Source organism: Flavobacterium cryoconiti, from assembly GCF_048158645.1.
Taxonomy (GTDB): domain Bacteria; phylum Bacteroidota; class Bacteroidia; order Flavobacteriales; family Flavobacteriaceae; genus Flavobacterium; species Flavobacterium cryoconiti.
On the sequence record NZ_JBLNKW010000020.1, the window covers coordinates 1 to 13191 of the forward strand.

The 13191-nt window shown below is 32.5% G+C and carries 17 protein-coding genes and 1 pseudogene; 9 read left to right on the plus strand and 9 right to left on the minus strand.

The window, feature by feature from the left end; genetic code table 11:
- Positions 1-448 precede the first annotated feature (448 nt).
- Together ACM55H_RS17715 and ACM55H_RS17720 are read right to left on the minus strand one after the other, a co-directional pair.
- Positions 449-595: a hypothetical protein gene (locus ACM55H_RS17715; protein WP_416837781.1), complete on the minus strand. Its 147-nt coding sequence runs from the start codon at positions 593-595 to the stop codon at positions 449-451.
- Between the two features lie 215 nt (positions 596-810).
- A complete protein-coding gene (locus ACM55H_RS17720) occupies positions 811-1467 on the minus strand; it encodes a response regulator (protein WP_416837782.1) in 657 nt (218 codons plus the stop codon).
- Between the two features lie 100 nt (positions 1468-1567).
- On the opposite strand from ACM55H_RS17720, the gene ACM55H_RS17725 reads away from it, so the two are divergent.
- The 7 genes from ACM55H_RS17725 (at position 1568) to ACM55H_RS17755 (ending at position 7435) form a co-directional block, all read left to right on the plus strand.
- A complete protein-coding gene (locus tag ACM55H_RS17725) occupies positions 1568-2281 on the plus strand; it encodes a LytR/AlgR family response regulator transcription factor (protein WP_416837783.1) in 714 nt (237 codons plus the stop codon).
- 347 nt (positions 2282-2628) lie between these two features.
- On the plus strand, positions 2629-2799 hold the full coding sequence (locus ACM55H_RS17730) for a hypothetical protein (protein ID WP_416837784.1): 171 nt from the start codon (positions 2629-2631) through the stop codon (positions 2797-2799).
- Positions 2800-2884: 85 nt separating this feature from the next.
- A complete protein-coding gene (locus ACM55H_RS17735) occupies positions 2885-4894 on the plus strand; it encodes a tetratricopeptide repeat-containing sensor histidine kinase (RefSeq protein ID WP_416837785.1) in 2010 nt (669 codons plus the stop codon).
- A gap of 356 nt (positions 4895-5250) precedes the next feature.
- Complete coding sequence (locus tag ACM55H_RS17740; RefSeq protein ID WP_416837786.1) at positions 5251-6249, plus strand: type IV toxin-antitoxin system AbiEi family antitoxin; 999 nt, start codon at positions 5251-5253, stop codon at positions 6247-6249.
- Positions 6224-6454, plus strand: coding sequence for a hypothetical protein (locus tag ACM55H_RS17745; protein WP_416837788.1), 231 nt, complete (start codon positions 6224-6226; stop codon positions 6452-6454). Before ACM55H_RS17740 ends, ACM55H_RS17745 begins: the two co-directional genes overlap by 26 nt.
- 160 nt (positions 6455-6614) lie before the next feature.
- Complete coding sequence (locus ACM55H_RS17750) at positions 6615-7079, plus strand: hypothetical protein (protein ID WP_416837789.1); 465 nt, start codon at positions 6615-6617, stop codon at positions 7077-7079.
- Between the two features lie 179 nt (positions 7080-7258).
- Entirely contained in the window at positions 7259-7435 is a 177-nt protein-coding gene (locus ACM55H_RS17755) for a histone H1 (RefSeq protein ID WP_116761021.1), read from the plus strand.
- 80 nt (positions 7436-7515) lie between these two features.
- Here ACM55H_RS17755 and ACM55H_RS17760 read toward each other — a convergent pair whose 3' ends face one another.
- The 5 genes from ACM55H_RS17760 to ACM55H_RS17780 form a co-directional block, all read right to left on the minus strand.
- The gene (locus tag ACM55H_RS17760; RefSeq protein ID WP_416837790.1) at positions 7516-7974 is read right to left on the minus strand and encodes an NUDIX hydrolase; all 459 of its coding nucleotides are present in this window, start codon (positions 7972-7974) and stop codon (positions 7516-7518) included.
- A 247-nt stretch (positions 7975-8221) separates the two neighbouring features.
- On the minus strand, positions 8222-9145 hold the full coding sequence (locus tag ACM55H_RS17765) for a HipA domain-containing protein (RefSeq protein ID WP_416837791.1): 924 nt from the start codon (positions 9143-9145) through the stop codon (positions 8222-8224).
- The gene (locus ACM55H_RS17770) at positions 9138-9452 is read right to left on the minus strand and encodes a HipA N-terminal domain-containing protein (protein WP_416837792.1); all 315 of its coding nucleotides are present in this window, start codon (positions 9450-9452) and stop codon (positions 9138-9140) included. Before ACM55H_RS17770 ends, ACM55H_RS17765 begins: the two co-directional genes overlap by 8 nt.
- Positions 9453-9454: 2 nt before the next feature.
- Positions 9455-9664, minus strand: a complete 210-nt coding sequence (locus ACM55H_RS17775) for a helix-turn-helix domain-containing protein (RefSeq protein WP_416837793.1) — start codon at positions 9662-9664, stop codon at positions 9455-9457.
- A gap of 255 nt (positions 9665-9919) precedes the next feature.
- Positions 9920-10696, minus strand: a complete 777-nt coding sequence (locus tag ACM55H_RS17780; RefSeq protein ID WP_416837794.1) for an alpha/beta fold hydrolase — start codon at positions 10694-10696, stop codon at positions 9920-9922.
- A 657-nt stretch (positions 10697-11353) separates the two neighbouring features.
- Between ACM55H_RS17780 and ACM55H_RS17785 the strand changes: the two genes are divergently transcribed.
- Positions 11354-11617, plus strand: a complete 264-nt coding sequence (locus ACM55H_RS17785) for a hypothetical protein (RefSeq protein WP_416837795.1) — start codon at positions 11354-11356, stop codon at positions 11615-11617.
- A gap of 174 nt (positions 11618-11791) precedes the next feature.
- Here ACM55H_RS17785 and ACM55H_RS17790 read toward each other — a convergent pair whose 3' ends face one another.
- Both ACM55H_RS17790 and ACM55H_RS17795 read right to left on the minus strand, forming a co-directional pair.
- The gene (locus ACM55H_RS17790) at positions 11792-11995 is read right to left on the minus strand and encodes a GDCCVxC domain-containing (seleno)protein (protein ID WP_416837797.1); all 204 of its coding nucleotides are present in this window, start codon (positions 11993-11995) and stop codon (positions 11792-11794) included.
- 66 nt (positions 11996-12061) lie between these two features.
- Positions 12062-12406, minus strand: a pseudogene (locus ACM55H_RS17795) (MerC domain-containing protein); the annotation flags it as partial.
- A gap of 512 nt (positions 12407-12918) precedes the next feature.
- Here ACM55H_RS17795 and ACM55H_RS17800 point away from each other — a divergent pair.
- The coding region (locus ACM55H_RS17800; RefSeq protein WP_416837796.1) for a cytochrome-c peroxidase at positions 12919-13191 on the plus strand (273 nt) is incomplete at its 3' end.

Genomic DNA, 13191 nt, shown 5'->3' on the forward strand with positions numbered 1-13191 from the left:
CAATTTACCCCGAAATTAGGTGGTCAATTTGGATTGGAAAGTGGTGGTCAATTTGCTCCGGAACTGGTGGTCAATTTACACTGGAAAGTGGTGGTCAATTTGACCGGTTTTTCCACTTATTACCAAGTTCTTGATTTTTGAACTTCTTATATAAATAAGTTGCAATTCAATCAGTAAAACTTCTGTCATTCAAAAATTAAACGTTTTTCAAATAGAATATCTAAGAAACATAAATTAAAATGTCGAATAACCACTTTACACCTCTATTTAGATAATTTAAAAACTAATCAAAGGATCCATCTCCACAATCAGAAGTTCCTTGAGATGTAGTTGTACAATTAGTTCCACAAGTAGTAAAACCACCAAATGTAATTGTCATCGCTTCTTTTGAAAGCACCTTATTTTTTAAGGTTAATTTTTCTAATTTCATAATTTGAATAATTAAAGGTTAATCGAAAGAGGAATCTCCACAGTCAGCATTTCCGTTTGATGACCAAACACAATTAGAACCGCAAACAGTATAGCCTCCAAAAGTAATTGTCATAGCTTCTTTTGAAAGCACCTTATTTTTTAAGGTCAATTTTTCTAATTTCATAATTTTAAATTTTGTTATTAAACATTTATTTTAAAAATTATTCTCACGATCATCCTCCTCAATCAACCACGTGCACTTAGTTTCTTAGAAAATAACAATGTAAGATAATTTTTACCAAACATATAAAGAAGAAATGGAATGTAGATACAGCCAAAACAACCTTTAACAAAAAAGGTTGTTTATAAGTAAAACATGTTAAAATTTACGAAGTGGTTCTAAATAAATCCTTGCTTAATGGCCTCTTTCACTAAGCCTGAGTCATCAGTAACCTCAAAGACTTTTTTCATTCGGATGATGCGTTTTTGGATAGCGCTTGTTGTAAGGTGAATAATTCCCTCCAACTCCTTTATTTTAAATCCTTTTGACAAATACAAAAGGATTTGACGATTGTGATCTTCAATCATTAATTCCTTTTTCCATATTTCATTGATACAGCTTTTTACCATAGGACTTTGGTATTGATTGCCTTGCATTATCTCCATTACAGCTTGCTGCAATTTCTCTGGAGTTATATCATTTTTTATGATGAGTCCTTCAGGTCGTATTTTCTTAGCGATGTCATACACGATGATAACTTCAGTATGTGCAGTAATCATAATAATTTTACAGTTAGGCATCTTTTCTCGTATCAAAATAGCTAAGTCACTGCCAGATAAAATAGATTTAACCTCATAACCCGGCAAGCCTTTATCAATGATGGCTATATCAAATAGTTGTTTGGGAGAAGATGTTCTTGACAAGATAGTATAGGCTTCCTCACAATTATGCGCTTTTGTGAAAACGGGTTTACATAATCCAAAAGGAGCTGCTAAAAGGGCATTAACATATCCCTCTACAGTCATGGGATGATCGTCTACTATAAATATATTCATGAATTGGGCTATTTAACTTTAACAAAATAGGCAGTTTTTCTGCAACAAAAGAAATTGGTTCTTATCTAGATTGCACTCCTCTTATTTTTAGTATGATACTATGCGTTTTTCTTTTCTCATTATTGACGATAATAGCACTGCTGTTAAGGAAACTTTAGAGCTTTTCGAAAATTTCCCTAATTATTTTTGCGCTGGGATTGTCAAAGATAATCAAACGGTAATAAATCAAATTATAAAACTAAAACCACAGCTCATAATAGTTCAAATTCCCATTAAATCGAATGACACGAATTTATTTTTTGAAACTATAAAAGAATCATTTCAATATTTAGATACAATGCCATATTTTATTGCATTGGCTTCAACTCCGGATTATGCTCTTACGGCGATTCAATCAGGTTTCTCTGATTATATACTAATGCCCTTGCACATACATCAGCTGGGGAAAAGCCTTTTTAAATTTGAAAAAAGAAACCCGCCAAACAGCATTACAACGATTTGTATTAAATCCTATAGTGATTATCAATTTGTATCCCTACAAGACATAGCCTATTTAAAAGCAGATAACAACACAACAGACATTCAATTGTATAATGGCAAAATAGTTAATGCTTATAAAACATTAAAGCATTTTGAAGCCACTTTACCATTCTATTTTTTAAGGATTCATAAAAGTTATATCGTTAATATTAATCATGTTTCACGCATCCATTTTAGTAAATCTAAATGTTATCTCAATTATAATGAAATCTTGCCCTTCTCACTTACTTACAGAGATAATATTGACGCCATAATCCGAAAGATCAATATTTAGTTCCCATAAACTACCATCTTCCAGTCCATATTTAACTGATTCTATTCTTTACAATATTCAAAATATAGGGTTTCACCATTTAGATTCCTCCTTAAACTACTGTACTCAACAGGTTCACTATAACCTCTTGATATTTTAAAAATACCCCCGTTTTTACCTGTTAATTTGCCTCAATAATAATGCATCAGAAGCTTCTAAACAAATATTGAGAATGGGGAAAATCTGCTTTTAAAGCAGTGTCATTCTCAATATTTCAGAACAGCTATTTCCCAGCTTTTCTTAAAAAAAGGCACTCCATTTTGGATCAGTGCCAGTTAAACAATTTTCTAATTTTTTAAACATTTTTTATGAAAAAGCTATTAATTGCTATGGGCTGCGTTGCGGCTATTGTTTTAATGTCGTCTTGTACTGCAGACAGTGTTGAGAATTCTAATAATGAAATTCTTAAAACCCAAAACCAAGTTACTTCGCCGGCAAATCAATCAGCAATAGATGGGGTAAATCCTCCAAGACCCTAATTATACACGCTTTAAACCAGATAATAAAAAACATTATCTGGTTTTAAATATATATTTTTGATGACAATTTAAAATGTAACAAAAATTGAAAGTAAAACACAATATACTTTGGCTTTTTATAATCCTTACACTTATAATAGGTTGTCAAAAAAAAGCAGATGCAGGATATAAAACAAGAGTTCTCACTCTCTTAAATAGTATAGATACTTTAAATATAAAAGCTTCTGAAAAGATAAATGCATTGGATACTCTCAATCATTATTTATTAAAACACGAAAATGATTCTATTAACAGAAACTTACTCTTTAAAGTTATCAATAAATATTATTTGTTAGATGAGCTGGAAAAGTACAAAACAGCAACAAAAGAAATTTTTGAGTTAGCAAACTTAAAAAAAGACACTGCACACACTGCAAAATCATTGTATTACATAGGAAATTATCACTATGATAAATCACAATACGATAGTGCTTTTAGCTATTATAATAAAGCCGAAAAATTATATATCACTCTAAATGATTCGTTAATGTTGGGCACATCATCTCTTTTGAAAGGGAGTGTTCTTTTAGAAACGGGAAATTATGCGGAAAGCGAAAGCGAAACGGTAAGAGCATTGCGGTTACTATCCAAAATCGGCAGAACTGATTTAATGTATAATTGCTACAATCAAATTGCTATTTCTCTAAAAGGATTAAACAACAATAAAAAATCGTTAGTCTATTATTATTTAGCTTTAAATCAACAAGATATTCTGGAAAAAGAAAAATACCCCACAGATAAAATATTACAAAACAGAATAAACTGTTACAACAACATTGGAAGAGTCTATGAAAAAATGAGGAAATATACTGAAGCTATACGTTTTTATAACAAAGGTTTACAAACAAAAAAATTAAAAAAAGAATTCCCAAGATATTACAGTATGTTATTAGATAATCTTGGCTATTCAAAAATGAAAACAGGTAATTACGATGGTGTATATGAAATATTAATCGCATCATTAAAAGTTAGTGACAGTCTTGATATAAAACCTATTCTAATATCCAATAAAATTAATATAGGACAATATTTTCTTTTCAAAAAAGATACTATAAAAGCCTTAACCAATATAAGAGAGGGATTTGCTTTATCGCGAAAAATAAAATACAGCGAATTAACACTTCAATCGTTGAAATTATTAATGGAAAATGACATCAAAAATAAAACGTATTATACTAATGAATATATAAGAATTGACGACAGCTTACAAAAAGTCGAAAGAATAACTAGAAATAAATTTGCCCGCATTGCATATGAAACTGATTTAGTTGAAGAAAAAAATCAAATATTATCAAAACGAAATACATACATTATTGGGGTAGCATCAATGATAATGCTGTTTTTCTTTGTGTTTTTCATTATATACCGTCTAAAATCAAAAAATAAAGAACTGCTTTCTATTCAGGAACAACAAGCGACTAACGAAAGAATATATCAGCTAATGTTAGCGCAACAATCTGAAACCGAAAAAGCGCGCAATGAGGAAAGAAACAGAATAGCCATGGAATTGCATGATGGGATAGTAAATAGCATTTTTACGACTCGTTTTAATTTAATTCAATTAGACCCCAATGCTGCCGAAAAAAAGCAGCAATTAGTGACAGAATTAGAAAAAGCGGAGAACGAAATCAGAAGAGTTTCGCATGATTTGACACAAAACCTACTTTTTGAAGACAAAAGTTTACCGGAGATAATAACAACTTTAGTAGAATCGCAAAAAAACCAAAATAATACAAAATTTGACGTATCAGTGGATAAATACATTGACTGGTCATTGGTTTCAAGTACTAATAAAATACATATTTACCGCATCATACAAGAAGCTATTCAGAATATCAATAAATACTCAAAAGCAGAAAGATGCTATATAATGCTATTGAAAACCGCCGATAAAATAACCATTCGGATTTGGGATAACGGTATCGGGTTTAATCCAGAAAAAGTAAAATACGGTATTGGACTGAAAAATATAAAAGACCGAACAAAAACATTAAACGGAGAATTGAAAATTAATTCAAGTATAGACAGCGGTACAACATTAGAAATAATCTTTTAATAATTTAAGAGTGAATATTATCTACTCATCCTTTTATAAAAACTGACAATATCGTAAAGAAGCATAAGTCAATTCTTACCAATTAGAACAAAACTGTAGACAATGTCAAAACTATTATACAGGAATTTACAGTGGTATTCAAATTATAGCCTTCCACCCGTTCTTTTAATAATTCTCTTTTTATTTCATCAAATTCAAAAACAAAAAAATTATTTGATTAAGTTATAGTGTTACTACTTTATTAAATCAAGAATGGATTTAATAAAGTAGCTATTGTTAGTAATGATAATAACAATATATTTGTTCATTAATTATCGTCGTTCACGTTTTCGTGAACAATATAAATAAATGAACAAATGAATGAAAAAGAAATCATACAGTACGCTATAAATAATATCCAAAAGGGCGGCACTATCCATGTGGAGTGGAAAGAACTCAACAATGACAATGCTATTGATGGAAAACTACTCCTGCACTTGAATAAACATAATATAGGACTATATGCCGAAATTAAAAAAGAACTTAGAAACATACATCTTGCTAAAATAGAAGAATTCGCTATTACAAAAAATCCTTTTATTATTGTCGCACAACGTATATTTCCGAAGATAAAGGAGGAGCTACGCAAGAGAAATATTGCCTATCTAGAAGCTAATGGTAATATATTCCTGAATAGAGATGACATCTATCTCTACATTGATGGTAATACTCCTATTGAATTAAAAAATAAAACAACAAATAGAGCTTTTACTAAAACAGGATTAAAAGTGATTTATCAATTCCTAATTAAGGATTGTATCAATAAAACCTATCGCCAAATTGCTGAATTAACGGATACCGGAATTGGTACTTTAAACACCATATTCAATGGTTTAAAAGAGGAAGGTTTTTTAATACAGCTGACCAAGAATGAACTCCAGATGGAGAACAAGAAAAAATTGTTAGATAGATGGGTACTAGAATATGAAAAGCGCCTAAAGCCAACTTTAGCGATAGGAACATTTCGTTTCCTCAATAAAGACGATTTTTATAACTGGAAAGACATTCCCCTTAAAAATGGAAAAACAATCTGGGGTGGCGAACCGGCAGGAGATCTTCTCACCAATTATTTACGTCCTGAGGAACTTACCCTATACACCAACGAAGAAACAAGCGATTTAATGAAAAATTACCGCCTCGTTCCAGACTTAAAAGGCAATATTAAAGTATTCAAACAGTTTTGGACAGACGAACAAGAAAACACAAACACCGTACATCCGCTCCTAGCCTATTCCGATTTAATAAATAAAGGAGACCGGAGGTGTACAGAAACCTCACAAAAAATATACGATGAGTATTTACAAAATCAGTTTTAAACAATTACAACAGCAGCCTCATATTTCAGAAATGCTTACCGCATTAGAAAATGAGTTGAATAAATATGGAATAGACTTTTATCTCGTAGGCGCTGTAGCACGAGATGTTTGGATGACTGCCATAAACGATATACCTCCCAGCAGAGTTACTGGAGACATCGATTTTGCCGTTTTTATAAATGACAAAACACCTATGCCGATCTGAGAGAATATCTCATCAATGTAGAAGGATTCATCCCTTACAAGGGCAATGGTTTTGTACTTAAATGGAAAAACATCATACAAATGATTTGATGCCTTTTGGTGAAATATAAGCTAAACCATCTAATGTAACGGTTGAATGCACTGGACTTACTAGTCTCAATATGCGTGGTTTAAAAGAGATATATGATTCTGGACTTCCAGAAGCTGAACTCGAAGAAAAACACCGCTTTAAATTCTGCACCTTGTCCGGTATTGTACTGCTTAAATTGATTGCTTTTCAAGAACGTCCCGAAATAAGACGCGACGATATCAAAGACATTAGCAAAATTTTAAAGCATTTTTTTGATATGTATGCTGACGAGATATATGAAAACCATAACGATCTTTTTGGAGATAAGGATATCGATCTGCAATGGATTGCCGCAAGAGTCTTAGGACGAGACATGGGTAAAATTGCTCAGTTAAACGAATACCTATTCCTCAGGATAAAAAAGATATTAAAGAAAAACACAATTGATATTCATTCCAGTGATATCGCCAAAATTATGGCTGAGTTTTTTAAAAATATGATCGAAGAGAATGTAAAACTGTTAGAACAGGTAAAAATTGGGTATTTAGAAAACTGATAGCTTAAAAAATTAAAATCGAGCAATCACCCTTAAGTAGCTTATAACTAATTATCACCCGTCTCTATTGAATAACATACCGCAACTGCTCCTAAAAAAAAGAGAATTTAACAGAAATTTATTATCTCAAATTCAGACAATAAATCTATTTTTACACCCTAATTTAATAAAGCACTATCATGAAAGATTTAATCGAAAAAATCAACGCCGAAATTGAAACATTTAAAACAGAATCTGAATCACTAATTGAGAAGGGTGTTAAAGCTGCCGGGCCAAGAGCTCGTAAATCAACTTTGGAAATAGAAAAACTCCTAAAAGAGTTTAGAAAAGTCTCCGTAGAAGAATCAAAAAAATAAATTCATTTTCAATTATCAGCCTTCTGGATTTTCTAGAGGGCTTTTTTTATCATCCTTTGTAATCTGCCCATCCCTCAACGCTAAATCTTTTCTAGCAACTGCAAAATTAGATCCCCCATTGCCTCATTGATTTTCTCCAATGCTTCATCAACTGTAAACCATTGCGCTCTGTCTATTTCAGGAAAGCTTTTTAATGTCCCTGACTTTGGAGGCCATTCCATCTCAAAAGTATTACTTACTACAGTATCACCATTAATGTCTTTTTCCAAAGCCCAAGCATACACTACTTTACCCGATTTTAATTTTACAGGAGAAAGTGCTATAAAATCCCCTTCTAAACGAGTGCCTGTTTCTTCCTCAAATTCTCTGATAGCGGCATCAAATGCATTTTCATCTTCACTAAACTCCCCTTTTGGTATGGACCAATGTCCTAAATCCTTGTTCTTCCAGAAAGGACCGCCGGGATGCACTAGCAATACAAACAATTGATCATTGAATCTTTTATATAAAAGTATTCCAGCACTTTTCTTTAACTTCATTCTTTTAATGTATTTGCCGCTTGCAGCAGTATTATGATACAATGTAATTGAGCACTTTTAAATAGGAACCACTATGCCTACTGTGGATACTGGTTTGATTATGAACAATACAAAACTTAGTATGCATTATCTATACACTATCCATACTCTATCTATGCTTTATGTATGCTCCATGTTTTGTTCTGAAAATTTTCAACAAATTAAATTATTCAAAATGTTATAGGAAACCTTACTATAAGAAGAATTATCAAAATCTCTTCATCCTATTATCCATCAACTTCAGATACTTTTCTTTCATGGCATCTGATAAAAAAGATATTTCTACAAGTTCAACCCATCGGGAGAGGCTTTTATTCATATCAGATAAAATGGTAGCAATTGTCTTGTCATTAAGTTGTAAACGTTCTTTTGCGTAGTAGTCAATTAATTCCGTTGCTTTGAAATTACTCTTTTTGCCTTTAAGTGAAAGAGCCAGTTCCTCTTGTGGATTTTTAATGGAAATAGAAGAATTTAAAAAGTCATACACTGGGGCCAAGGTTGTTTTTCCGGCTTTTGTAATTACTGAAAAGTTCTTTAAATGCATGTCTTCATTGCCTGTTATGAAACAGAATAAAACTCGCTTAAAGAAATCAGCTTTTTCTATTGCAGGAAAAGTGCAGTACTCCTCAATTACTTTGACTAACTTTTCCATAGTGTAATCGTACTTCGTATCTCTTGAATTACCCGTTAATTGTGCAAAATCCTCCGTGGCATATTTTTTCCCTTTGCTGTATCTGTCAAATCGTTTGATAAAATAAGAAAGACTATCATCTTTTGAATAAATCAATCCATGCAAAGGTACTTCCAGTCCATATACTTTTGCCATTTTCATCGTTACATCTTCATTTTCCGGCAGTTCCGGAAAAATATCGTTTTGCGGTTTTATAATATAGTTCCCCAACTGATCCACGATTTCAAATTGTTGATTTACAACCGAAATCACAGCACTTAATTTTGGCTGCACCCCTTGAATAGACAATTTCTTTGCACGATTAGCCGCTTCTTGTCTTTGTTCGGCTGCAGTAAATGGCAAATCATGCAATGCAGTAAGTTTAGGAGCAATCAGTCGAAGTCCTTTTTCACTGTATTTTTCAGTGCCACATAATTCATACGTTATTGGGCATCTATTCATCTTTGCATTCTTTTACCATTACTGCACCTACCAAATCATTTCCTGTAGCTATAAGTTGGGAAAAATAATCGTTTTTATCAATTTTACCGATTTTCAAAAGCCCTTCCAGCATGATACCTTCTGGCAGTAACCCTTCAAAAAAAGAAGGAAATTTTATAAACGAATATTTTTTATTGGTTAGTGGCATCGTCAATGAGACCGGTTCTCCTTCATAATTGTCATCATAGGTAAATTGATAGCCGCCAACGCTATTTTCAATCAATACTCCAGCCCTTTTATCGTGAACTAATATTATTGCTTTTCTCATGACTATTTATTGATTGGGCTTTTAAATTGCACTTCAATATTCAATACTTTTAGTACCGCTAAAAGAATACTCCAACGAACCGTTTCTTTATTTTTCTCAATATCAAAAACTGTAGTCTTCCCTACTCCTGCCAGATCAGCCAATTCTAATTGTGTTAATCCCGCTAGTTTACGATGCTCTTTTATGAAGAGACCTAAATTAAAATCATCCATATTTTACCGTATTAGCAGTAAAAATAAACAAATATATGTTACAAAACAGCATTTTATTATTAAAAAACTATTTTTTTACTGTTATAGCAGTAAATTACATATAAATTCTATAAAAACCCTAAAACATACTGTTACATCTTCCTGTTTTACTGCTATACCGGTAATTTAACTAATATGTTTTATACTAATAGCCTACATGGTTGCGGTATTTTTAGAATAGTCCCACCTCTTCTGATACTTGAGAGTCCTACTCAATCATGTTGCGAGGAATTTGTCTACTATCTGGATGAACTCGTCAGTATGTGACCAAATGAGTGCGTGATTCGCTCCAGCAACAATGACCAGTTGCGAACCCATGATACCCTCGTGGAGCATCTTCGCGTGGTGAAGTGGTACCGCTTCATCTTTTGAGGCGGCCATGATAAGTGTCGGGCATTTGATCTGAGCCAGGCGTTGTCTACTGTCGAACGCCATCGTTTCTTTCCATGCCGATAGCATCAAGTCTCTGTCCTGATCTGCGATGAGACCAAGAATCCAGTCGGCATGTTCCTTGTCAAGCTGTTGCAAGCCCTGTGAAATGACAAACTTCGCAAATCGTTTCATTCCCAGGACACGTATAAAAAACGGCACGAGGTGGCCTTCGAGCTTCTCTCGAAAGGTCGCCAAATTGAAGGCGTAGGTGCAAGTCAGTATCAAGTGGTTGCATCGGTTAGGATAGTCAAGAACCAGTTGTTGTGCGATTGTACCCCCATGGGAGTAACCAAGTACAGCGGTTGATTTGATACCGAGATGATCGAGCAAACGAGATAGGTCAGCTGCCTGCTGTGTCGCATTATAAGGAGGAGGCAATCCACGGCTCTGACCGTGACCGCTCAGGTCGGGAACGATTACACGATGTCGCGTTGCGAAATGCTCGATAACCGGCTCAAACATATCACCGGTAACCATTAGCCCATGCACCAACAAAAGCGGTTGCCCTGATCCACGCTCGATAAAGTAAAGGAGGTCTGAGGATGTCGGTATAGAACTCATGTCAGTTTCTGTATTAGTTACTTTACTTACCTGTTAATTTACTCCCCTCATACGTAATTCTACAATTAAGCATACAGCCAGTACTTCCGAAGTGTCGGAATAAAAAACTCCAAACGAGCTTTATTTTTTTTAGTCAGAAAGTAAATATATGGGATTTTAACTATAATTTAAATTCTTTTCAGAAAAAGTCATTTGATGGCTTGTAAAAGAAAATGAACCATAAAAAAGCGTTAAAAATAGCAATTTGAACCCCAAAATATAAGGAATACTTCGTAGATATTGTTTTAGTAGATTTTGCTCTATCAGATTAAAAAACCGACCCAGATTGTAAGCGGATAAAATCAATCCTAATTTGGTCACTCTTGTGGGCACAGTTTAAAAACTGCTCTGACGATTGGGGCATATCAGCGCGGTCGGGTTTTAATTAATCACTTAAGTAAAACTATCTTAAAAGAAAAGCTGATTCAAATAGTCAGTTCATGACGAAAGGTACGCGTTGATCAATGATAAATCAGAAGCTACAATCGAAGAGCCTTTGAAAAGGCTTCCTTTTTGGTTCTATACTAATTGTTTAACAGTTTGCACTACAATACAATCGCTTATTTACATTTCACTGATTATTTCCTTATATTTGTTTGGCTCAATTAAAACTTATTTATGTCAAATAAATCCAATTTTATAAAAAAAATAATCGAATTACTTTCTGAAAAAAACTCAATTGAAAAAGAAATAATAGCGGATGAAATCATATATGTATTTTCGAAAGCTAAAAATAAGGAATGCTATACCGAAGAATTAAAAACAGAGTCTATTGCAAAACTAAGATATTGTATAAAAGATTTTCTACTCCATGATAACGTTTTAACAAGAGAAAGTTTAACTATATTAGTTCACTCTGAATGTGTTTTTATTGAAGACTGACACCAATCCTAATAAATAGTGATTCTGTTACAACTAATTTATATAAAGTATGTCTTTACTTTATATAACCTCATTTTTAAAATCTTATCAAAGGTTTAGCCTATATAGTATCCATTTTATATTATTATTTTTTAGAAACAAGACTCATTTTCTTACTATTAATTACTTATTTTTTTAACAACAACCGGAACCAACTTGAATGGGTGGACACTTCACAGCTCCATAGCTACAATACACACAACAATCTCCTTCTAACGGTCGTAATGTCGTTTTACAATTTTCACACTCGTAGAAAAATTCGCACGCATTTGTCGGCATCATTTCGTCTTTTTTATATCCACATTTAGGACAAGTAATTGTCGATTTTAATTCAACCATTTTTCCATCGTATATACCGCAAGTTTGACAACTTCCGTGCAGTTTATTTTGGTAATAATTTATGATTGTTGCAATAAAAAGCCCAAACATTCCTACGTAAATTATATAAGTTGAATTTTCGGATTTGCTGAAATAATAAGCGAAAAATATAATTATCCCACTAGGAATTGCAATTAATAATGGATATAAACATTTATGCTTTTTGTACGAAATATAAATTCCGCCAATTGAAATCAAAACCATTGCCTGAAAAATCCACATTGTCCAAGCTTCAAATAGTTCAAAACTTCCAAGTCCAAGTGCTGAAGCACCAAACGCAAAAAGTGGAAAACAGCAAGGAGAAAAAATCGCTGTTAGAAAAAGTCCAACTGTCCCAAATTTGTCTATATTATTCTTTATTTTAAAGTTCATTTTTTATATGATTATTCTCTAATATTCCCTCGCCTAAGTCTTACGTTAAGTTTGCCTTACCAAAAATACAACATAATTTTAATGAAATAATAAGGCTTCCCCTCTTTCAAAATATTCTCATAAAAAATACGTCACAACTAGTGATAGACCACCACTGAAGAATTAAACAATCGAATTAATTATAAAATACAATTTAACTTAATAAACCATTCTTATTCGCACATCATTTGTAAAAAATTAATGAAAGAATAAAAACAAATAAAATAGACCTGTCAACGATTGGACAACAACATCAAATCAAGGCTTAGTGAAACAATTAATTATGATCTTTTGTTTGCATATATCTATAATATTTGACTGTAAATGTTGTTTCAATTTTTTTCTTATAAAACACTACTATTCAACATTGTTAAAATTAATTTAAAACACTATTAACATTTAGTCTAAATAAGCTTGGTAGTTTGAAAATGGAATTTTATATTTGCGTCATTATTTTTAATTATTCTAAATAAATGAGCAAAAAATACTTTTCAATAAGCTTTATAACCATGATAATGCTATCCAGTTGTACTGATGATTTAGAATATGTGCCCGTTATTAGCAATAAAACAGCAATTGGAAAACTGATTTTTTTTGATAAAAACCTCTCCAATCCAATCGGTCAAGCGTGTGCTTCTTGCCATGCGCCAGAAACTGGCTTTAGTGATCCTTTGCATAGAGACATTTCAGAAGGAGCTGTAACAGGAACATTCTCGAACATCAATTCTCCAAATTTAGCTTACAAT